Annotated in this window: 18 protein-coding genes; 9 read left to right on the top strand and 9 right to left on the bottom strand. The window is 73.5% G+C overall.

The window, feature by feature from the left end; all coding sequences use genetic code 11:
- Positions 1-11: 11 nt before the first annotated feature.
- The 3 genes from BIV28_RS04080 to BIV28_RS04070 are packed head-to-tail and all read left to right on the top strand — an operon-like array spanning position 12 to position 4,174.
- Positions 12-893 (top strand): DUF72 domain-containing protein, encoded by an 882-nt coding sequence (locus BIV28_RS04080; RefSeq protein WP_083707020.1) that lies wholly within the window; start codon positions 12-14, stop codon positions 891-893.
- 9 nt (positions 894-902) lie between these two features.
- Positions 903-3,017, top strand: a complete 2,115-nt coding sequence (gene pta, locus BIV28_RS04075) for a phosphate acetyltransferase (RefSeq protein WP_076259549.1) — start codon at positions 903-905, stop codon at positions 3,015-3,017.
- The gene (locus BIV28_RS04070) at positions 3,014-4,174 is read left to right on the top strand and encodes an acetate/propionate family kinase (RefSeq protein ID WP_076259547.1); all 1,161 of its coding nucleotides are present in this window, start codon (positions 3,014-3,016) and stop codon (positions 4,172-4,174) included. Before pta ends, BIV28_RS04070 begins: the two co-directional genes overlap by 4 nt.
- 37 nt (positions 4,175-4,211) lie before the next feature.
- Here BIV28_RS04070 and BIV28_RS04065 read toward each other — a convergent pair whose 3' ends face one another.
- Positions 4,212-5,078: an SDR family oxidoreductase gene (locus tag BIV28_RS04065; protein ID WP_076259545.1), complete on the bottom strand. Its 867-nt coding sequence runs from the start codon at positions 5,076-5,078 to the stop codon at positions 4,212-4,214.
- 52 nt (positions 5,079-5,130) lie between these two features.
- Here BIV28_RS04065 and BIV28_RS04060 point away from each other — a divergent pair, with 52 nt between their 5' ends.
- On the top strand, positions 5,131-5,712 hold the full coding sequence (locus tag BIV28_RS04060; RefSeq protein WP_083707019.1) for a DUF6882 domain-containing protein: 582 nt from the start codon (positions 5,131-5,133) through the stop codon (positions 5,710-5,712).
- A gap of 49 nt (positions 5,713-5,761) precedes the next feature.
- Entirely contained in the window at positions 5,762-6,886 is a 1,125-nt protein-coding gene (locus tag BIV28_RS04055; protein WP_242652758.1) for an AI-2E family transporter, read from the top strand.
- A 40-nt stretch (positions 6,887-6,926) separates the two neighbouring features.
- Here BIV28_RS04055 and BIV28_RS04050 read toward each other — a convergent pair whose 3' ends face one another.
- From BIV28_RS04050 to BIV28_RS04020, 7 genes are all read right to left on the bottom strand, one after another.
- Entirely contained in the window at positions 6,927-7,742 is an 816-nt protein-coding gene (locus BIV28_RS04050; RefSeq protein ID WP_076259541.1) for an alpha/beta fold hydrolase, read from the bottom strand.
- An 82-nt stretch (positions 7,743-7,824) separates the two neighbouring features.
- Entirely contained in the window at positions 7,825-8,322 is a 498-nt protein-coding gene (locus BIV28_RS04045; protein WP_076259539.1) for a MarR family winged helix-turn-helix transcriptional regulator, read from the bottom strand.
- A 160-nt stretch (positions 8,323-8,482) separates the two neighbouring features.
- Positions 8,483-9,607 (bottom strand): hypothetical protein, encoded by a 1,125-nt coding sequence (locus BIV28_RS04040; protein WP_207555762.1) that lies wholly within the window; start codon positions 9,605-9,607, stop codon positions 8,483-8,485.
- A gap of 70 nt (positions 9,608-9,677) precedes the next feature.
- Positions 9,678-10,337 carry a GNAT family N-acetyltransferase gene (locus BIV28_RS04035; protein ID WP_242652757.1) on the bottom strand — a complete coding sequence of 220 codons (660 nt, stop codon included), beginning with the start codon at positions 10,335-10,337 and terminating at the stop codon, positions 9,678-9,680.
- 51 nt (positions 10,338-10,388) lie between these two features.
- Positions 10,389-10,889 (bottom strand): MogA/MoaB family molybdenum cofactor biosynthesis protein, encoded by a 501-nt coding sequence (locus tag BIV28_RS04030; RefSeq protein ID WP_076259536.1) that lies wholly within the window; start codon positions 10,887-10,889, stop codon positions 10,389-10,391.
- Positions 10,882-11,307, bottom strand: a complete 426-nt coding sequence (gene moaC, locus BIV28_RS04025; RefSeq protein WP_242652770.1) for a cyclic pyranopterin monophosphate synthase MoaC — start codon at positions 11,305-11,307, stop codon at positions 10,882-10,884. The genes BIV28_RS04030 and moaC overlap by 8 nt, the downstream gene beginning before the upstream one ends.
- 94 nt (positions 11,308-11,401) lie before the next feature.
- Entirely contained in the window at positions 11,402-14,044 is a 2,643-nt protein-coding gene (locus BIV28_RS04020; protein WP_076259533.1) for a UTP--glucose-1-phosphate uridylyltransferase, read from the bottom strand.
- Between the two features lie 95 nt (positions 14,045-14,139).
- Between BIV28_RS04020 and BIV28_RS04015 the strand changes: the two genes are divergently transcribed.
- Positions 14,140-14,721: a 5-formyltetrahydrofolate cyclo-ligase gene (locus BIV28_RS04015; protein ID WP_242652756.1), complete on the top strand. Its 582-nt coding sequence runs from the start codon at positions 14,140-14,142 to the stop codon at positions 14,719-14,721.
- A gap of 45 nt (positions 14,722-14,766) precedes the next feature.
- Here BIV28_RS04015 and BIV28_RS04010 read toward each other — a convergent pair whose 3' ends face one another.
- The gene (locus BIV28_RS04010) at positions 14,767-17,346 is read right to left on the bottom strand and encodes a penicillin acylase family protein (protein ID WP_242652755.1); all 2,580 of its coding nucleotides are present in this window, start codon (positions 17,344-17,346) and stop codon (positions 14,767-14,769) included.
- Positions 17,347-17,451: 105 nt separating this feature from the next.
- Here BIV28_RS04010 and BIV28_RS04005 point away from each other — a divergent pair, with 105 nt between their 5' ends.
- The 3 genes from BIV28_RS04005 to BIV28_RS03995 all read left to right on the top strand — a co-directional run bounded on the left by BIV28_RS04005 (position 17,452) and on the right by BIV28_RS03995 (position 20,385).
- On the top strand, positions 17,452-18,972 hold the full coding sequence (locus BIV28_RS04005) for a potassium/proton antiporter (protein WP_242652754.1): 1,521 nt from the start codon (positions 17,452-17,454) through the stop codon (positions 18,970-18,972).
- Positions 18,973-19,017: 45 nt separating this feature from the next.
- The gene (locus BIV28_RS04000) at positions 19,018-19,386 is read left to right on the top strand and encodes an FmdB family zinc ribbon protein (protein WP_076259529.1); all 369 of its coding nucleotides are present in this window, start codon (positions 19,018-19,020) and stop codon (positions 19,384-19,386) included.
- Positions 19,387-19,458: 72 nt separating this feature from the next.
- A complete protein-coding gene (locus BIV28_RS03995; protein ID WP_083707018.1) occupies positions 19,459-20,385 on the top strand; it encodes an S-methyl-5'-thioadenosine phosphorylase in 927 nt (308 codons plus the stop codon).
- Positions 20,386-20,542 lie beyond the last annotated feature (157 nt).

The raw sequence follows: 20,542 nt of genomic DNA, 5'->3' as shown, positions 1-20,542 counted from the left end.
ACGGTGGCGGCATGGGTCGCTTCCACGTCGGGGTCTCCGGGTGGCGTTACCCGTCGTGGCGCGGCGACTTCTACCCGAAGGGCCTGCCGCAGCGGCTCGAGCTGACGTACGCGGCCGAGCGGATGACCTCGGTCGAGCTCAACGGCTCGTTCTACTCGCTGCAGCGACCCACGTCGTACGTGCGCTGGCGCGAGGCCGTCCCGCCGTCGGTCGACCTCGCCGTCAAGGGCGGCCGGTTCATCACCCATCTCAAGGCGCTGCGCGACGTCGAGACGCCGCTCGCGAACTTCTTCGCCTCCGGCGTGCTCGCGCTCGGCGACCAGCTCGGCCCCTTCCTCTGGCAGCTGCCCGAGCGGGTCGCCTTCGACGCCGACCGCTTCGGTGCCTTCCTCGAGCTGCTGCCGCGCACGACCACCGAGCTGGCCGACCTCGCCAGCCGCCACGACGACAAGCTGGACGCCGACGACGCGCTGACGAGCACCGACGCCGACCGACGCGTCCGGCACGCCCTCGAGCCGCGTCACCCGAGCTTCGACACCGACGCGGCCCGCTCCCTGTGCGCCCGCCATGACGTCGCGCTCGTCGTCGCCGACACCGCTGGACGATTCCCCGTGATGCGCGACGCGACGAGCGACTTCCGCTACGTGCGCCTGCACGGCGAGACCGAGCTGTACTCCGGCGGCTACTCGGACGCATCCCTCGACCGATGGGCCCGCCAGTGCCGTGCGTGGGCCGACGAGGGCCACGACGTGTACGTCTACTGCGACAACGACATCCAGGGCCGTGCCCCGTACGACGCCGTCGCCCTGCTCGAGCGCCTCGACGCCGCTCCGGTGCCGCCGCTCCGCGACATCCCACCCGCCCGCCGCTCCCGCACGCGGACGACCGGCTAGGTTCGGGGCGTGAGCCGCAGCGTCTACCTCGCCTCACCGGAGGGCCTCACCGGCAAGTCCGCGGTGGCCCTCGGGCTGCTCGACGCGTTGGTGCGCGAGGTCGGGTCGGTCGGCATCTTCCGGCCGCTGACCACGCTCGGCGGCACCGGGCCCGACGACGAGGTCGACACCGTCGTCGAGATGCTCGTCGCCCAGCCCGGCACCGACCAGACCTACGAGGAGACCCTCGGCGTCACCTACGCCCAGGCCCACGACGACCCCGACGAGGCGCTGCACGCCATCGTCGAGCGCTTCGGCCGGCTCGCGAGCCGCTTCCAGGTGATGCTCGTGCTCGGATCCGACTACACGGACGTCTCCACCGGCACCGAGCTGTCGTTCAACGCCCGTGTCGCGGCCAACCTCGGCTCGGCCGTCGTCCTCGTCGTCCACGGCCGCGACCGGTCCCCCGAGCAGGTGCGCGTCGCCGCCGACGGCGCCCTGGCCGAGCTGCGCGCCAACCACGCCGAGCCGGTCGCCGTCATCGCGAACCGCGTCGAGCCCGACGACGTCGACGCCGTGCGCGCGGCCCTCGCCGACCTGCCTTTCGCCGTCACCGCGGCCCTGCCGGAGAACCCGCTCCTCCGGGCGCCGAGCTTCCGGCAGCTCAGCGTGGCCACCGGGGCCCGGCTCGTCCTCGGCACCGAGGCGTGGACGGACCGCGACAGCCTCGGCCTCGTCGTCGCGGCGATGAGCCTGCCCAACGTCCTGCCGCGGCTGCGCACCGACGTCACCGTCATCGCCCCGAGCGACCGCACCGACCTCGTGCCGGGGCTGCTGCTCGCCCACCAGTCCGGCACGTTCCCGAGCCTCGCGGGCATCATCCTCACCGGCGGCTACGAGCTCCCCGAGGCGATCGTGCGCCTGTCGGCCGGTGTGCAGCAGGACCTGCCGATCGCGCTGACCGACGCCGACACGATGACGACCGCGGCCCGCGCCGCCCGCGTCTTCGGGCCGATGACGCGGTCCTCGCGCAACAAGATCGAGGTGGCGCGGCGCCTCTTCTCCGAGGGCGTCGACCAGGCCGCGCTGCTCGCCGCCATCGACGTCTCGGCCTCCCCCGTGCGCACCCCGCTGATGTTCGAGTACCAGCTCATGGAGCAGGCCCGCTCGGACCGTCGCCACGTCGTGCTGCCCGAGAGCGGCGACGACCGCATCCTCGAGGCCGCCGACGTGCTGCTGCGCCGCGGCGTCGCCGACCTGACGCTCCTCGGCGACGAGACGACCGTGCGCGCCCGGGCCTCGACGCTCGGGCTCGACCTCGACGAGGCGCGCGTCGTGTCGAACACCGACCCCGACCTCGTCGAGCGCTTCGCCTCCGAGTACGCCCGGCTGCGCGCCCACAAGGGCGTGACCCTCGAGAAGGCACGGGAGGTCGTCACCGACGTGTCGTACTTCGGCACGATGATGGTCCAGCTCGGCCTGGCCGACGGCATGGTGTCCGGGGCCGTCCACACGACGGCGCACACGATCCGTCCTGCCCTCGAGTTCGTCAAGACGCGCGACGGCGTCAAGACCGTCTCGAGCGTCTTCCTCATGTGCCTCGCCGACCGCGTCCTCGTCTACGGCGACTGCGCCGTCATCCCCGACCCCACCGCCGAGCAGCTCGCCGACATCGCCGTCTCCTCGGCCCAGACCGCCCGCCAGTTCGGCATCGAGCCGCGCGTGGCGATGCTGTCCTACTCGACCGGCTCGAGCGGGTCGGGCGCCGACGTCGAGAAGGTCCGTGCCGCAACGGAGCTCGTCACCGAACGCGCCCCCGACCTGGCCCTCGCAGGGCCGATCCAGTACGACGCCGCGATCGACCCGGCCGTCGGGCGGGCCAAGCTGCCGGGCTCGGACGTCGCCGGGCGCGCCACGGTGTTCGTCTTCCCCGACCTCAACACCGGCAACAACACGTACAAGGCCGTCCAGCGCAGCGCGCACGCCGTCGCCATCGGCCCCGTGCTGCAGGGCCTGCGCAAGCCGGTCAACGACCTCTCGCGCGGCGCGCTCGTCGACGACATCGTCAACACGGTGGCCATCACGGCCGTCCAGGCCCAGCAGACCCCGCAGTCCTCGCAGTCCCCGGAGCAGGAGCAGGCATGACCGACGCCACCCAACCCGTGCTCGTGCTCAACGCCGGGTCGTCGTCGCTGAAGTACCAGCTCGTCGTGCCCGAGACCGGTGAGAAGCAGGCGGGTGGCACGGTCGAGCGCATCGGCGAGGCGGGCAGCGGCGTCGCCGACCACGCTGCGGCGCTCGAGCAGATGGCTACGGACCTCCGCGCCGACGGGGTCGACCTGGCAGCCGTGCGGCTGCGCGCCGTCGGGCACCGGGTGGTCCACGGCGGCCCGGGCTTCTCCGAGCCGGTCGTCATCGACGACGCCGTCCTGGACCGGGTGCGCGAGCTGAGCGCCCTTGCGCCGCTGCACAACCCGGCGGCCGTCACGTGCATCGAAGCGGCTCGTGAGCACTTCGACGTGCCGCACGTCGCCGTCTTCGACACGGCCTTCTTCTCCTCGCTGCCGCCCGAGGCGTCGACATACGCCGTGCCCGCCGACCTCGCGGAGCGGCACTCGATCCGCCGCTACGGCTTCCACGGCACGTCGCACCAGTGGGTCTCGCAGGCCGCGGCCGACCTGCTCGACCGCCCCGTCGGCGAGCTGCGCCAGGTGGTCCTGCACCTCGGCAACGGCTGCTCAGCCTCGGCGGTGCGCGGCGGCGTCGCGGTCGACACGTCGATGGGCCTGACCCCGTTGCAGGGGCTCGTCATGGGGACCCGCTCCGGCGACGTCGACCCCGGCCTGCACGCCTACCTCGGCCGCGAGGCCGGGCTGACGCTCGAGGAGGTCGACACCCTGCTCAACAAGAGGTCCGGGGTGCTGGGCCTCAGCGGCGTCAACGACTTCCGCGAGCTCGAGGACCGTCTGGCCGCCGGCGACGCCGACGCCCGGCTCGCCTTCGACGTCGTCGTCCACCGCCTCAGGCACTACATCGGCGCCTACCTGGCGATCCTCGGCGGCATCGACGTCCTCGTCTTCACCGCCGGCATCGGCGAGAACAGCGTCGCCCTGCGCGCCGCGGTCACCGAGGGCCTCGAGGGGCTCGGCATCGCGGTCGACCGGGCCCGCAACGGCGCCCGGTCGAGGCAGGCTCGCGTCATCTCGCCCGACGGTTCGCCGGTCGTCGTCGCCGTCGTGCCCACCAACGAGGAGCTCGCGATCGCCCGGCAGACCGCCGAGCTCGTCGGCCGGGACGCCTGAGCCGAACCAGCCCCGGACCGCCGGGAACGCTGGTGGCTCAGTGCTTCTCGCGCTCCAGGTACTCCCGCAGAGACACCGGCCGACGCCCGGTCAGCCGCTCGACGTCGTCGGTGGCCCCGTCGAGCTCGCCGGCCCGGATCGCCGTGTACGTCGACACCCACGCGTCGACCTGCCACGGCGGGGCGCCGTACACCTCGCGAGAGGCGTAGGCCTCCTCGACCGTCTCGTCGTGAAAGCTCACCCGCCGCCCGGTGACCTCGCTGAAGGTGCGGGCCGCCTCGGTGAGCGTTAGTGCCTCCGGGCCGGTGAGGCTGTACGTCTCGCCCGCGTGCGCCGCGGGGTCGAGGAGCACGGCGACCGCCGACCGGGCGATGTCCTCGTGCGCGACGACCGCCGCCCGGCCGTCGCCGGCGGGCCCGCGGATGACGCCGTCCTCGCCGGCCATGTGCGGCACGAACTCGAGGTAGAGGTTGTCTCGCAGGAAGGTCCACGCCAGGCCCGACTCGCGCAGGTACGTCTCGGTGGCGGCGTGGTCGCGCGCCAGGGTGAAGGTGGCATCGGGTGCCGCCCCGAAGAAGGAGACGTACACGACGTGCCCGACGCCGGCCGCGACCGCCACGTCGACGAAGGCCCGGTGCTCGGCGAGCCGGTCGGCGTTCTCGGCGGCCGAGACCATGAACAGGGTGTCGACGCCGTCGAGGGCCGCCCGGGCGGCGTCGCCGTCGGCGTACGTGCACTCGCGCACGACGGTGCCGGGCAGGTCGGGGGCCCGCGACGCGTCGCGGACGAGGAGTCGCTGGGCGACGCCACGGCCGGCGAGGTCGCGCGCCACGAGGCCGCCGAGCCACCCGGTGGCCCCGGTCACGGCGAGCGTCGGCAGGTCGGCAGGCGCGGCATCGGTCATCCTCCGAGCGTAGGCGCCCCGGCACGGGCCGGCGGCTGGCAGGATGCCGCACATGTCATGGCTAAGCCGCCGCCGCGAGCCCGAGCCCGAGCCCGAGGCCGGCACCGCACCCCACGAGACCGACCCGGCCGTCACGGCCGCCCTCGAGGGCGAGCTCAACGAGCTGCTCAACCACGGCAACGACCTCGCGCAGCGCGCCACCACCGCGAACCTCGGGTGGGGCCTCGGCTCGGCCGACCGCTACGACCTCGACCAGGAGACCGGCCTCATCACCTTCACCTGGCCCGACCGGGTCGCGACGGCGCCGTTCCAGCTGCTCGGCAGCTACGCCCACCGCCCGGGCACGTGGCTGTGGAGCTGGGCCAACGACAGCGTGCTGCCGGCCGTCAAGGCCGACTCGCTCCGGCTGCTCGACTACGGCATCGAGCACGGTCACGACCTGCTGCGCACCGAGCACCTGCACCTCGCCGCCGAGGACGGCGACTGCCTGGCCCTGCTCGGCATCGCCCTCGCCACGACGAGCTCGTTCTACCGGGCCCCCGGCGAGCGGTCCACGACCTACCTCACCTTCGGCGACGTGACGGTCACCCACCACTCCGGCGAGACGACCGTCGTGCGGGACCTGCGCCGCTGACGGAGCGGTCATCCACCGCTGGTGCGGCGCGGCAGCATACGGTGTGCACGTGACCGACAACGTACGTGCCGACGCCTCCCCCTCCGCCGTCCCTGCCGGCGTCAAGGCCGCCAGCGAGTGGTCGTGGCGGCTGCTGCTCATCGGCGTCGCCCTCTACGCCCTCGCGATGGTGCTGCGTGGTGTGTCCGAGGTCGTCGTGCCCGTCGCGATCGCGGTGCTCCTCACGGCCCTGCTGCACCCGCTGGCCGCGCGCCTGCACCGGAAGCTGCCCACGGGTGCCTCGGCCGGCATCACGGTCTTCGGCACCATCATCGTCATCGGCGGGCTGTTCACCCTCGTCGGCACGCAGTTCACGGCCGGGTTCTCCGACCTGACCAAGCAGGTCGCCACCGGCATGGGCCAGATCCGCGACTGGGTGCGCACGACGTTCAACATCACCGACGCCCAGTTCGACGAGTACTTCGACACGGTCCGCGAGAAGGTCAGCCAGTCGGGCAACCTCGGCGACACCGCCGCGGCGGTCGGGCTCACCGCGACGCACTTCATCGCGGGTCTGTTCATCGCGCTCTTCTCGCTCTTCTTCTTCCTCTATGAGGGGCCGCGCATCTGGGGCTGGATCGTGCGGCTGTTCCCGCACGCGGCTCGCGACCGCGTCAACTCCTCCGGCATCGTCGCCTGGGGCCAGCTGTCGGCGTTCGTGCGCGCCACGATGATCGTGGCCCTCGTCGACGCCATCGGCATCTCGGTCGGTGCGGCGATCCTCAAGGTGCCCTTCGCCTTCGCCATCGGCATCCTCGTGTTCCTGCTGGCCTTCATCCCCATCGTCGGCGCGCTGCTGTCGGGCGCGGTCGCGGTGCTGCTCGCCCTCGTGGCGCACGGGCCGGCGGTCGCGATCATCATGCTGGCGGTCGTCATCGGCGTGCAGCAGCTCGAGTCGCACGTGCTCCAGCCGTTCCTGCTCGGCAAGGCCGTCAGCGTCCACCCGCTCGCGGTCATCCTGGCCATCGCGTGCGGGTCGATCATCGCCGGCATCGTCGGCGCCCTCGTGGCCGTGCCGTTCGCGGCGGTCTCGAACGCGGTCGGCAAGCACCTGCTCTCGGGCGAGTCGCGCGCCGAGCTCGACGGGGAGCTCGAGCACGCCGCCGACGAGGGCAGCACCCCAGCCCAGGCCTGAGGGCCCGGCGCCGGAGCACCGGGCCGCCGCGAACCTCGGCTCAGCGCGTCGCGGCCAGCGACGCCGTCAGGAAGTCCTGCACGGCGGCGTCCCACAGGTCGGGGCGTTCGAGGTTCGGGTAGTGGGCGGTCCCCGGCACCTCGGCGTACCGGCCGTCGCGCACGCCCGCGGCGAGCCGGCGGCCCATGTCGCGGTGGTCGGGCGAGTCGAGCCCGCCGCACAGCGCGAGGACCGGGACGGTGATCTCACCGAGCCGGGCCTCGGCGTCGCGCACCGGCTCGGGCATGACGGCGTCGGGGCTCGCGTGACGGCTCAGCGTGTCGGTCAGCATCTGCCGGCACCGCTGCACGGTGTCGCCCGTGACCTCGTCGAGGGTGCGCGTCGGGCCGGCGCAGAAGGCGAGGCTGGCCTCGACGTAGGCCGCGGCGTCGCGCTCGGCGATCGCCCGCTGCCACTCCTGCAGGATGCCGAGCACCCACGGGTCGGTGAAGGTCGGGACGCTCGTGGCCGTGCCGCTCACGACGAGGGCCCGCACGAGGGCCGGGTGCTCGAGAGCGGTGTCGGTGGCGGCGCCGCCACCCATGGAGAGGCCGACGAGGACGGCCGGCCCGGCGTCGAGCTGTCGCACGAGCGCGGCGACGTCGTCGCAGTGCCGGCTCGGCACGTCGAGGGTCGAGGCCTCGCCGTGGCCGCGCAGGTCGGGCACGACGACGCGGTGGCCGGCGGCAGCGAGGACACCGACCTGGTCGTCCCACATCCGGTGGTCGACGCCGCCACCGTGGAGCAGCAGCACGAGCTCGCCCTCGCCGGTGTCGGTGTAGGTCAGGTGGCCGTGGTCGAGGTCGAGGCGGTGCATGGGTCACTCCCTGTGGGCTGTCAGTGGTGCGAGCAGGTGGGTGGGACGGTCTGGTCGGATGGCTCGGGTCGGTGTACCGGCGTCAGTCGTCGCGGGCGCGGTCGGCGGCCGCGACGTCGGGGTGCAGCCAGTGGGCGTCCGCACCGGCGATGCGCCGGACGCCGTCGGTGAGCCGGGCGAGCACGTCGGCGCACCGCGCGAGGTCCTCCGGGTCGATGCCGGAGGTGGCGGCCTCGAGGTTGGCGCCCTCGGCGCGCTGCAGGTCGGCGAGGGTGGCGCGGCCGTGCCCGGTCAGCCCGACGAGGCGCGACCGGGCGTGCGCCGGGTTGTCGCGCAGCTCGAGGTGGCCGAGGCGCACGCCCTCGTCGACGACCTTCTGGATGCCCTGACGCGTCACGAGCAGCTCGCGGCCGAGGTCCGGCACGGTCTGCGGGCCACCCTCGAGCAGCAGGACGAGGATCGCCCGGAGCGGGAGGGTGAGGTCGGTGCCCTCGAGCAGGTCCGCGACGGCGCGGGCCGAGTACTGGTGCAACGGCCGGACGTGACGCAGGACGGCGTAGGCGGCCTCGACCCGATTCATGACAACCAAGTTGTCATATTGCCGGGCATGCGGCAACTGCCAACAGGCCACCGTGACCCATCACCCCGCACCCCACCCATCGAGTGAGCACGAAACCTCACGCGTCACGCGTCGCGTCGGGCGCAGGCGGAGCGCTCCGGGGCCGGGCGGGAGAGGCGCGTTACTGCGAGGCGGCGCGACGGGCGAAGAGGGCCCGGTCGTCGAGCTCCTCGGCCTCGTCGGCGAACTCCGGCGTGTCGAACACGTCGGCGGGGATGCCGCCCTCGGTGTAGCGCGGCTCGGCCTTGGCCTTGAGCGCGTACGTCGGCTTGGGCACCGGCACCGGGCTCCAGCTGCCCGGGGGCAGCTCCTGCGCGGCCTCGAGACCCTCGGAGGCACCGGCGTCGGTCGTGGGGTGGACGCCGGCCTCGGCGCCGGCCGCGACGGCGACGCCCGCGGACGCGACCGGGACGGCGCCCGTGGCGGCGGCCTGGACGTCGAAGACCCGGTCGCCGACCGGAGCCTCGACCGACTCGGGGGCGGCGGCCTCGACGGCCGGGATGACGACGCGGTCGACGCCGAGCGGCGTGCGCGTGCCACGCACCGGCGTGGCCGCGGACGCCGTGGCACCCGCGGTGGACTGGATGACCTGGGTGTCGTCGGCCGTCAGCACCGGCTCGTCGGCGACGCGCGAACGCGAGCCACGGACGCGGCGCACCCGACGCGCGGCCGCGGCGCGGATGCGGTCGTGCTGGGCCTCGGTGCGCAGCCACACGAGCACGGCGACGACCGTGAGCACCGCGAACGGGACGGAGATCCACATGAGGACCCCCGTGACGGCCAGGCCGATCGACGCCGGGATCCACAGCATGGCTGCCAGGAGCACGACGGCGCGAATCCGCCTCTGCGCCATGGAGACTCGACGGGCCGGCCGCTCGGCCTGCTCGCGCGGAGCGTCAGGACGTGCGTCGTAGCCGACCTCGTGCTCGACGTGGAACTCCTCGAGGTGCTCCTCGGTGCGACGCGCCACGAGCGGCGACTGGCGCCGACCGGCGGGCACGGCCCGCTTGACGTCGACGGTCGGCCGGGCGGTGCGCGCCGGGGTCACGGAGTAGGAGTGCGGGCGCGGGGTGCGCGGCTCGGCGGTCGGCAGGACGGGGCGCTTCTCGAGGACGCGCATCGCCTCGGAGAACCCGTCGACCGACCGGTTGGCGGCGGCGTCCTCGCGGCGGCGCATCCAGTGCTGCACGAGGTAGGCAGCCCAGATCGCCACGATGACGACGAAGATGAGGCTGCTGACTGGCACGGACCCCACGGTAGGGGCGCCGTGCACGCACGCCCTGCACATTCGTGGCGTGTCGCGCAAGAGGCTGGTGTTACACCTGTGACGAACGGTCGAGCAGCGTGCCGCCCTCGAGCTCCTCGCGCGTCACGGCGAAGGAGCGGTGGTCGCGCCACCGGCCGTCGATGTGGAGGTAGCGCTCCCGGACGCCCTCGTCGCGCAGCCCGAGCCGCCGCGCCACCCCGAGCGAGCGCTCGTTGTCGACGCGGATGTTGACCTCGACGCGGTGCAGGCCGGCCGGGCCCAGCGCGTGATCGATGGCGAGGGCCAGCGCGCGCGTCGCGATGCCGCGTCGCGTCACCCCGCGCGCGACCCAGTAGCCGGCGGCGCACGACTGCTGCGCCGCGCGGACGATCCCGAAGAGGTGGACCTGCCCGACGATGCGCCCCTCGACCTCGATGGCCCACGGCATCGCGCGGTCGGCGCGCGCCTCGGCGTCGAGCTCGCGGACGAAGTCGCGGAACGACACGGGAGCCCGCGGGTCGGCACCGGGCGGCAGGGTCGGCTCCCAGGGCTTGACGTGGTCGGCGTTCTCGCGGCGCACCCACTGCCACTCCCGCTCGTCGCCCGCCACGAGCGGGCGCAGTAGGACGGCGGGCTCGGCCGACGCGTCGCGCAGCACGACCGGCCAGCGGGCCCGGCCGTCACGCGCCGGGCGCCAGGGCATCCTCATCGCGAGCCTCGCTGCAGGCACGGCCGCAGGCACGGCTGCCGACACGGCTGCACACGCCGAGGCCCGGGCCGGTCAGTGGTCACTGCCGGGGATCTGGTCGAGCGCGTGTCCGAGGACCTGCTCGAGCACGTCGAGGGCGTCGACGACCCCGCCTCGCGAGCCGGGCAGGTTGGCCACGAAGGTCTGCCCCGCGACACCGACGAGCCCGCGCGAGAGCATCGCCGTGGGCACGCCCTTGGCGACGCCGGCCGCCCGGATCGCCTCGGCGACCCCCGGCACGAGGCGGTCGAGGAGGGGCGCGGTCTGCTCGGGCGTGACGTCGGTGGGCGTCAGGCCCGTGCCGCCGGTGGTCAGCACGAGGTCGGGCTCGCTCGCGAGCACGTCGCGCAGCTCCCAGCCGAACTCGTCGCCGTCGGGCACGACGAAGGGGTGGCCCACCTCGAACCCCCACGCGCGCAGCCGCTCGACGATGACCGGTCCGGACCGGTCGGGGTAGACGCCGGCGGCGGCCCGGGTGGAGGCCGTGACCACGACGGCGCGCCGGCCGCGGCCGATCGCCGACGCGTCACTCATGCCAGTCCCCCGACCGGCCACCGGACTTGGCCGTGACGCGGACGTCGGTGATGCGGGCGTGCTTGTCGACCGCCTTGACCATGTCGATGAGGGCGAGGGCGGCGACGGCGACGGCCGTGAGCGCCTCCATCTCGATGCCGGTGCGGTCGGCGGTGCGCACCGTGGCGGTGACGTCGACGCCGTCGTCGGCGACGGTGAGGTCGACCGCGACGCCGTGCACCGCGATCGGGTGCGCGAGCGGGATGAGCTCGGGGGTGCGCTTGACCGCCTGGATGCCGGCGATGCGGGCCACGGCGAGCGCGTCGCCCTTGGGCACGACGCCGTCGCGGAGCGCGGACACCGCTGCGGCAGAGAGCAGGACGCGTCCGGCCGCGCTCGCCTCGCGCGCGGTGACGGCCTTGGCCGAGACGTCGACCATGTGCGCGCTGCCGTCCGCGCGGACGTGCGTCAGCCCACCGGGCGCGTCGGACGCGTCGGGGACGCCGGGGGTCGCGTCGGGGTCCGCGGCCACCTCAGCCCTCCCGGTCCAGCACCAGGACGTCGACGACCTCGCCGGCGACGAGCTCGGTGACGTCCTCGGGCACGATGAACAGGGCGTTGGCCCGCGAGAGGTCGGCGACGAAGTGCGACCCCTGGCCGGCCACCGGCACCGCGACGAGCGTGCCCTCGGCCGAGCGGGACACGACGGCGCGGCCGAACTGGCGCCGGCCCTCGAACGAGGTGACGCCCGAGATGAGCGTGGCCGGGCGCATCCGGCGCTTCTCCGGCGTCAGGCGCATGAGGCGGCGCAGGGCCGGCCGTACGAACACCTCGAAGGAAACGAACGAGGACACCGGGTTGCCCGGCAGCGTGAAGATCGGGACGCGCCGGCCGTCGGGCGCCTCGAGCATCCCGTAGCCCTGCGGCTTGCCCGGCTGCATGGCGACCTTGACGAAGTCGACGCCGCGCGAGGCCAGCGCGCTCTTGACGACGTCGTAGGCACCCATCGACACCCCGCCGCTCGTCACGACGATGTCGGCGTCCTTGACCGCCACGTTGAGCTGCTCGAGCAGCTCGTCCTCGGAGTCGCCCACGGCCTGGCGGATCTCGGCCGAGGCCCCGGCGGACACCGCCGCGGCCCAGAGCATCGAGGAGTTGGAGTCGTGGATCTGCCCGGCTCCCAGAGGCCGTCCGGGTTCGACGAGCTCGGAGCCGGTCGACATGACGACGACGCGCGGGCGCCGGTGCACCTCCACCTCGGCGTACCCGCACGCCGCGAGCAGGGCGATGGTGCGAGCCCCGACGACCTCGCCGGCCGAGACGATGACCGCCCCGCTGCGCACGTCGTCGCCCACGGGCCGCACGAAGGTGCCGGCCGCCACGGACGCGCGGCACTCGACCTCGCCGGACGCGGCGGCGTCGGTGTCCTCGACCTTGACGACGGCGTCGGCCCCGGCCGGCAGGGGCGCGCCGGTCATGATGCGCGCGGCCTCCCCCGGCCCGACCTCGAAGGCCGGGTCGTCGCCGGCGGCCACCTCGCCGACGATCCGCAGCCGGACAGGAGCGGCGTCGGCGCCCTCGAGCGAGGCGGACTGCACGGCGTAGCCGTCCATCGAGGAGTTGTCGAAGCGCGGCAGGTCGACGCGGGCGCGGACGTCGCGGGCCACGACGAGCCCGAGCGACTCGGTGAGCGGCGTCCACTCCCTCGGCATCGGCTCGAGCGTCGAGAGGATGGCGCGCAGGTGCTCGTCGACCGACCGGACGTCGCCGCGGCCCTCGACCGGCTCCGGCGTGGCGACCACGGGCTCGCCGAGCACGGCGTCGTCGAGGACGCGGCGGTAGCCGTCGATGAGGACCTCGCCGACGCACCGGACGTTGCGCCCGAACACCGGGTCGCCGATGACGCGCAGGCTCGTGCACTCCTTCATCGACGGCACGCCGTACGGGAAGCGCTTCTCGAAGCCGGGCACGAACCGGTAGGCGGAGTCGAGGTCGACGTACGGCTCGGGCCCCTCGGCGGTCTGCACGACGTGGAAGCTCTCGTCGAGGGCGAAGAAGTCGGAGCGGATGACGAGCAGGTCGTTGGTCGTCTTGACCGGCCGGAACCGGGTGCGCGGCACGAGGATCGCCTCGCTGCCCTCGAACACCTCGATGGCCGTGCCCATGGCCGACTCCATCTGGATGACCTCGGGCGAGGTGGGGTCGGCGGGGTCGACGTTCTTGTGGTTGACGATGATCGGCAGGCCGAGGACGCCCTGGCGGGCGGTCATCCGCTCGCGGAGCACCTCGAGGTCGATCCACACGTTGTTCGCGTTGAAGGTGCTGTGCCGGCGGATGTCGCGGAAGTAGCGCTCCTCGCCCTCGGCGACCATCGCGGTGTCGCGCAGCACGATCCGCCCGTCGGAGCGGCGGACCGCGAGGTGGCCGCCCTTGCGGTCGCTCTTGGTGCGCTTGCACACCTCGGCGACGTACGGCAGCCCGCGCTCGACCATCCAGGCCGCGACGTCGGGGTCGCACGTCGCGCCGAGGTTGTCGGAGTTGGACAGGAACGCGTAGCGGATGCCCTTGGCCAGCAGCGCGTCGAGGACGCCGGAGGTGACGAGCGAGACGTAGACGTCGCCGTGGCCGGGCGGGCACCACTCGAGCTCGGGGTCCTCGGGCCACTGGACCGGCGTGAGGTCGCCCGGGCGCAGCTTCGGCTCGGCGTTCTGGATGAAGTCGAGCGGCAGGCCCTCGACGGGCAGGCTGTCGTACTTCTCGAGGATCCGCAGCGACTCGTCGTGGGTGCGGAAGCTGTTCATGAGCACGAGCGGCAGCTCGACGTCCCACCGCTCGCGCAGCGCGAGGACCTGCTTGGCGATGATGTCGAGGAAGGTCAGGCCGTCCTTGACGTCGAGGGCCGACTTGGCGCCCGTCATGCCCATGCCGGTGCCGAGGCCGCCGTTGAGCTTGATGACGGCGGTCTGGGACAGCGCGTTGCGCGCCTCCTCGTCGGTGACCGACACCTTGCGCAGCTCGGTGACCTGCCCGAGCGGCTCGATGGAGTCCTCCGGGATGGTGCCCTGGGCGCCACCCTCGAGCTGTTCGTAGTAGTACTCGAAGACCTTGATGGCCTCGGGCCCGAGGCCTCGTCGCTCCATCAGCTCGACCGACGCGCGCAGCCCCTGGTCACTCATGGGCATCACCTTACGATGGGCCGCATGTGCGGCAGCCGAGAGCAGGAGAAGTGCCCGCTGTGGGCCCGCACGTGACCGGGCCGGACAAACGTGAGGTGCGTCACGCGGCCCGCCTCCGGCGTCGCTCGGTCGCCGCCGCGCTCGACGCCGCCGGGCTCGAGGACGCCGGCGCCGCGCTCGCGCGCGCCGTCCTGCCGCTCGTGCCCGCGGGTGCGCGGGTCGCCGTGTACGAGTCGCTGCCGGACGAGCCGCCCACCGGGCCGCTCGTCGAGGAGTTGCTGGATACCGGTCACGAGGTGCTCGTACCCGTGGTCCTTGACGACTACGCGCTGCAGTGGCGGCACGCGGTCCGCGGCGCGCGGGCCGACGCGTCGGTCGTGCGCCGGCTGCGGCGCGAGCCCACCGACGCCGAGCGCGCGGCCTGGCTCGGCGAGGACGCCCTGGCCACGTGCGGCGTCGTCGTGACGCCGGGCCTGTCGGTCGACCGCCACGGCACGCGCCTGGGCCAGGGCGGCGGCTGCTACGACCGGGCCCTGCTCCACCGGGCGCCGGGTGCGCTCGTCATCACGCTGCTGCACGAGGGCGAGGCAAGCGAGTCCGACCTGCCGCGCGACGCGCACGACCAGCCGGTCGACGGCTGGGTCACGACCACCGGACGCGTCGTCCTGCTCCGCTGAACGGCAGGTCCGACGCGTCCGGGTCGACGGCTCAGGACCGACGGCTCAGGGCTGGGGCGTGCCCGGCGGCACGAGCGTCAGCTCGTCGTCGGTGGCCTCGGAGACCGCGCCCTGGGAGAACGGCCACGGGAACGCCTCGTTCGCGGCCCACGCGTCGATCTGGTCGGAGTAGTGGTCCTGGTAGGCGTGCCCGGACTGGCCGGTCGAGTTGACCCACGTCGACGCGTCGAGGTTCGACAGGTCGACGACCATCCTCATCGAGGGGCCGGTCGTGACGCCGTAGCCGGGCTCGGAGGCGTTCCAAGAGTTGGCGTTGACGATGGAGTTGCCGCCGCCGAGCTCGATGCCGCCGCGGTCGAAGAGGCCGCGCACCACCTGGGGCACCGACGGGTCGCCCATGACGGGGTGCTTGAGGTCGAGCTGGTGCAGCCGGCCCCAGCGCCACGTCGAGGGCACCTTGCCGAGCTCGCGGGCGAGGTCGAGGCGCGCCTCGACGAGGGCCCGCTTGAGGATCTCGTCACGACCCTCGGTGAGCCCCGGCGTCGTCTTGTCGTCCCACCAGTCGTTCTTGGGGTCCTTCATCAGCTGCTCGACGACGACCATCCAGCGGCTCCCGCCGTCGGGGGCGATCTCCGGCGGCAGCTCGTCGAAGGTGTACTCGAGCAGGTGCTTCCACACCGCGTTGTAGTAGGCGGCCGCGGCCGAGTCGCGCGACTTGTCGCCCGGCTGGCTGCCGTCCCAGTCGCGGAGCAGGCGCTGCGCCTGGCCGGTGAAGTCGTCGACCTGCACCGCGAGCAGCCGCTCGACGAGCGAGGGCGCGTAGGTGTTGCGGACGTCGCCCTGCACCTGCGCCATGAGCTCGGGCGAGACCTTCGCCGCGCCCCCGACCAGGGTGCGGATCCGCTGGGCGCGGAAGCCGTAGTCCCACTCGCTCGTCAGGAACGGCTCGGGGCTGGCGGTCACGGCCTGGTTGGCGGTGACGACGAAGCCCTCCGGCGGGTCGAAGGTGTGCGGGAGGTCCTCGAAGGGCACGTAGCCCTTCCAGTCCCACTGGCTGTCCCAGCCGGGCGCCGGCCAGTAGCCGGGGGGCGAGCCGGGCGTGGCCGAGCGGCGCACCGGGATGCGGCCCGGGGACTGGTAGCCGATGTGGCCCTCGGTGTCGGCGTAGACGAGGTTCTGCGACGGCACGGTGAACAGCGCCGCGGCCTTGCGGAAGTCGTCCCAGCCCTGCGCCTTGTTGAGCGCGAAGATCGCATCGCCCGTCGTGCCCGGCGTCAGCGCGGTCCACGCCAGCGAGACGGCGAATCGGTTGGTCTGGGCGGCGCCACGGACGGCGAGCCGGTCGCCGGCGTCGTCGATGGAGGGCACGACGTCGCTCATGATCGGGCCGTGGGCCGTGCCGCGCACCGTGATGGTGACGTCGGGGCCGCCGGCCACCTTGATCGTCTCGTCGCGGGTGCGCACCGGCTCGTGCTTGCCGTCGCGCAGATAGGTGTCGCCGCTCGTCTGCTCGAGGTAGAAGTCGGTGACGTCGGGTCCGAGGTTCGTCATGCCCCACGCGACCTTGTCGTTGTGGCCGATGACGACGCCGGGCACGCCGGAGAAGGTGAAGCCCGACACGCGGAACGGGCACGCCTCCGACACGGTGCGGCACTGGAGGTTGACCTGGCTCCAGACGCTCGGGATCGACAGGCCCAGGTGGGGGTCGTTGGCGAGCAGCGGCTTGCCCGTGGTCGTGCGCGAGCCGGAGACGACCCACGAGTTGGAGCCGATGTCGGACCCGCGGCCGAGGCTCGCGGGCACCGCCTCGAGCGCGGCGAGCGCGGTGTCGACGGCGTGCCGCCCGTCCGTGCCGCGCAGCTGCTTCAGGGCCGGGGGCTCGATGCTCGCGGCCTGCTGGGCGGCGGCCGGCTGCCAGTCGTCGGCGGACAGGATCGGCTGGTTGCGGTCGTAGGGGTAGGGCGGGTAGAGCAGCTGGATCTGCTTGAGGTTGCGGTTGCGCGAGAGGCGCGCGCGGGCCAGCTCGTCGTTGTAGTCACCGCGCAGGTCCCAGGCCATCGCCTTGAGCCACGCGAGGGAGTCGACCGGCGTCCACGGCTCGACGCGGTAGCCGGGGTTGGTGCGCCGCAGGAAGGTGTACTCCAGCGACATCTTCTCCGGGGACTCCGCCTGCTTGATGTAGGCGTTGACGCCGTCGGCGTAGGCCTGCAGGTACTGACGCGTCTCGGGCGCGAGCTTGGGCAGCTCGGCCTCCGCGACCCGTCGCCACCCCATGGTGCGGATGACCTTGTCGCTGTCGATGCCGCCGGACCCGACGAGCTCGGACAGGCGCCCGGCCGTCACGTGGCGGCGCAGGTCCATCTCGAAGAAGCGGTCCTGCGCGCTGACGAAGCCCTGCGCCCGGAAGAGGTCCTGGGCGTTGTCGGCGTAGATCGTCGGGATGCCGCGGTCGTCGCGCTTGACCGACACCGAGCTGCTCAGCCCCTCGATCTGCAGGGTGCCGGTGGTCTGCGGGAACGTCTGCCGCACCACGCCCACCGACAGGACGCCGGCCCCGACGAGCACGAAGACGACGAGTACGGCGACGAGCAGGAGGATCCGACGGGCGCGTTTCAACCGTGACACGCGACGAGCCTAGGCCACCGGCCGCCGACGGGTGACCCGGCGTGGACCGTGCCACGGCGCGGCGGCACCGGATGGTTGGATTGGCCCGAACCCGAGGAGCCGCCGTTGACCGGAGCGCCGTCCATCACGTCGTCGACCATGACGCTCGACGACCTCACGGGCGTGCTCCTCGTCGGTTCGGTCGTGCTCCTCGTCGCGGTCGCCGCGGTGCGCCTGTCGGTCCGGTCGGGCCTGCCCTCGCTGCTCATCTACCTCGGCATCGGCCTCGTGCTCGGCAACGCGGGCGCGGGCATCCAGTTCGACGACGCGTCGATCACCCGGGTGCTCGGCTACGCGGCCCTCGTGCTCATCCTCGCCGAGGGCGGCCTGACGACGTCGTGGGAGAACATCCGCGAGTCGGTGGCACCCGCGTCGGTGCTCGCGACCCTCGGCGTCGTCGTGTCGGTGCTCGTCGTGGCCGTGGCGGCCCACGCGTTCCTGCCGCTCTCGTGGACCATCTCGCTGCTCGTCGGCGCCATCGTCAGCTCGACCGACGCGGCCGCCGTGTTCGCCGTGCTGCGCAACGTGCCGCTGCCCAAACGGCTGTCCGGCATGCTCGAGGCCGAGTCCGGGTTCAACGACGCGCCCGTCGTCATCCTCGTCGTCGCCTTCGCGGCGCAGGGCGTTCCCGGTGGCCACGGCGAGCCGTGGTGGATGCTGCTCTTCCACGCCGGCGTCGAGCTGGTGGGCGGCGCGGTCGTGGGCGTCGCGGTGGGCTGGCTCGGCGGCCAGCTGCTCCGACGCGTCGCCGGCGGCTCCTCGGCCCTCTTCTCCATCGGCGTCGTCGCCCTGACCGTGCTCGCCTACGCCGTGGCGGCGCAGATCCACGTCAGCGGCTTCCTCGCGACCTACCTGTCGGCGCTCGTCCTCGGCAACATGGGCCTGCCCAACCGCACCCCCGTACAGAGCTTCGCCAACGCGCTCGGCTGGATCGCCCAGATCGGCCTGTTCGTGCTCCTCGGCCTGCTCGCCGACCCGAACCGCCTCGACGAGCAGCTCGTGCCGGCGGTCGTCATCGGCCTGGTGCTGCTGCTCGTGGCCCGGCCGCTGTCGGTGGTCCTGTCGACCGTGTGGTTCCGGGTGCCCTGGCGCGAGCAGGCGTTCCTGTCGTGGGCGGGCCTGCGCGGGGCCGTGCCGGTCGTCCTGGCCACGGTGCCCCTCACGGCCGGCACGCCCGACACCGAGTGGATCTTCGACCTCGTCTTCATGCTCGTCGTCATCTTCACCGTGGTGCAGGGCCCGACGCTGCCGTGGATCGCCCGCCGCCTCGGGCTCACCGAGGGCGTCCACTCCGTCGACGTCGACCTCGAGTCCACCTCGCTCATCGAGATCGGCGCGGACGTCGTGCAGGTCTCGGTGGGCGCCGAGTCGCGGCTGCACGGCGTCGCGGTCTTCGAGCTGCGCCTGCCGAAGGGCGCCAACGTCACCCTCGTCGTGCGCGGCGGCGAGGGGTTCGTGCCCGAGCCGCACACGACACTGCGGCACGGCGACCAGTTCCTCGTCGTGGCCACCTCGCGGGTGCGGCGCCGCACCGTCGACCGCATCCGCGCGGTCAGCCGCGACGGACGCCTCGCGGGCTGGACGTAGACTGGACGACGGTCTCCCGCTCCTCTCCCGATCACCGAGGTCTCCATGCCCACCTACTCCTACGCGTGCACCGAGTGCGGGCACGCCTTCGACATCCGCCAGTCGTTCACCGACGACGCCCTGACGGTGTGCCCGGAGTGCGGTGAGCCGCGGCTGCGCAAGGTGATCCACCCGGTGGGCATCGCGTTCAAGGGCTCCGGCTTCTACAAGACCGACTCGCGCACGTCGGGCAACGGCTCGACGTCGTCCGGCTCCGCGTCGAAGGACTCCTCGAGCGGCGCCACGTCGACGGGGTCGACCGGCTCGTCCGACTCGTCCTCCTCGTCGTCCTCGTCCTCCTCGACGTCGAGCTCCTCGTCGTCCTCCTCGGGCTCGTCCACCGCGGCCACGAGCTCGTCGTCCACAGCCTCCTGAGGCGGCGGCCCGTCGTCCCCAGCCCCGGCTGACCCCCGCGTCGGCCGCCGGTCCGCGCCCTAGGCTCGGGCCATGACGACTGACTCCCCCGGCAGCCACCCCGACGCCGAGCCCACCGCCCTGCTCGCGCCCTCCGCCGACGCGTCCGCGTCCGTCGGGTCGGCGTCGACCGTGGGCGGTCCACGCGCCGAGATCGGCGTCATCGGCGGGTCCGGGCTCTACGACTTCCTCGACGACTACGACACCGTCGAGGTCGACACCCCGTTCGGGCGCCCGAGCGACCCCCTCGTCATCGGCGAGGTCGAGGGCCGGTCCGTCGCCTTCGTGGCCCGGCACGGCAAGGGCCACCGGTTCCCGCCGCACCGGGTCAACTACCGCGCCAACCTCTGGGCGCTGCGCGCCGTCGGCGTGCGCCAGGTGCTCGCACCGTGCGCGGTGGGGTCGCTGCGCCCCGAGCAGGGGCCGGGCACCGTCGTCGTGCCCGACCAGGTCGTCGACCGCACGTGGGGTCGCGAGCACACGGTGTACGACGTCGAGGGCCCCGTCGTGCACGTCGGCTTCGCCGACCCGTACTGCCCGAACGGCCGGCAGGTCGCCGTCGACGCGGCGCGCCTGGCCGGGTTCGAGGTCGAGCCCGAGGGCACGCTCGTCGTCGTCAACGGGCCGCGGTTCTCCTCGCGGGCCGAGTCGGTGTGGCACCAGCAGGCCGGGTGGTCGATCGTCGGCATGACGGCGATGCCCGAGGCTGCGCTCGCCCGCGAGCTCGCGATGTGCTTCACGACGATCGCCCTCGTCACCGACGCCGACGCCGGGGTCGAGGGCGGCGAGGCCGTCACCCACGAGGAGGTGCTGCGCGTCTTCGGCACCAACGTCGAGCGGCTCAAGTCGGTGCTGCGCGACGCCATCGGCCAGCTGCCCGCGCACGAGGCCGACGACGACGCCACGTGCCCGTGCCGCCGGGCCCTCGACGGCCTCGAGCTGCCCTTCCCGCTCCCCTGATGTCCGGCTCGGGGTCCTCGCAGCCGCGCGCACCGCGTCTCACGGGCCCGCCGACCGGGCGTGCCGGCGACTCGGCGCTCGGCAGGGCGCTCGGTGGAGCCGGCCTCGCGCGGGCCGGCCGGCGCGGTCGACCGCTTCCGGCCGGCCCGCGCCGGCG

The organism is Intrasporangium flavum, assembly GCF_001956915.1.
In the GTDB taxonomy this organism is placed as follows: Bacteria; Actinomycetota; Actinomycetes; order Actinomycetales; family Dermatophilaceae; genus Monashia; species Monashia flava.
Note: the sequence above shows the minus strand (reverse complement) of the source record. Positions and strands in the feature narration are given on the sequence as shown.

What these genes read in the sequence shown, in the direction of transcription:
- BIV28_RS04020 (WP_076259533.1), bottom strand. Translation starts at nt 14,044, where the DNA reads ATGAGTGACCAGGGGCTGCGCGCGTCGGTCGAGCTGATGGAGCGACGA.
- BIV28_RS04070 (WP_076259547.1), top strand. Translation starts at nt 3,014, where the DNA reads ATGACCGACGCCACCCAACCCGTGCTCGTGCTCAACGCCGGGTCGTCG.
- BIV28_RS03995 (WP_083707018.1), top strand. Translation starts at nt 19,459, where the DNA reads ATGACGACTGACTCCCCCGGCAGCCACCCCGACGCCGAGCCCACCGCC.
- BIV28_RS04000 (WP_076259529.1), top strand. Translation starts at nt 19,018, where the DNA reads ATGCCCACCTACTCCTACGCGTGCACCGAGTGCGGGCACGCCTTCGAC.
- BIV28_RS04065 (WP_076259545.1), bottom strand. Translation starts at nt 5,078, where the DNA reads ATGACCGATGCCGCGCCTGCCGACCTGCCGACGCTCGCCGTGACCGGG.
- BIV28_RS04030 (WP_076259536.1), bottom strand. Translation starts at nt 10,889, where the DNA reads ATGAGTGACGCGTCGGCGATCGGCCGCGGCCGGCGCGCCGTCGTGGTC.
- BIV28_RS04045 (WP_076259539.1), bottom strand. Translation starts at nt 8,322, where the DNA reads ATGAATCGGGTCGAGGCCGCCTACGCCGTCCTGCGTCACGTCCGGCCG.
- BIV28_RS04050 (WP_076259541.1), bottom strand. Translation starts at nt 7,742, where the DNA reads ATGCACCGCCTCGACCTCGACCACGGCCACCTGACCTACACCGACACC.
- moaC (WP_242652770.1), bottom strand. Translation starts at nt 11,307, where the DNA reads ATGGTCGACGTCTCGGCCAAGGCCGTCACCGCGCGCGAGGCGAGCGCG.
- BIV28_RS04060 (WP_083707019.1), top strand. Translation starts at nt 5,131, where the DNA reads ATGTCATGGCTAAGCCGCCGCCGCGAGCCCGAGCCCGAGCCCGAGGCC.
- BIV28_RS04080 (WP_083707020.1), top strand. Translation starts at nt 12, where the DNA reads ATGGGTCGCTTCCACGTCGGGGTCTCCGGGTGGCGTTACCCGTCGTGG.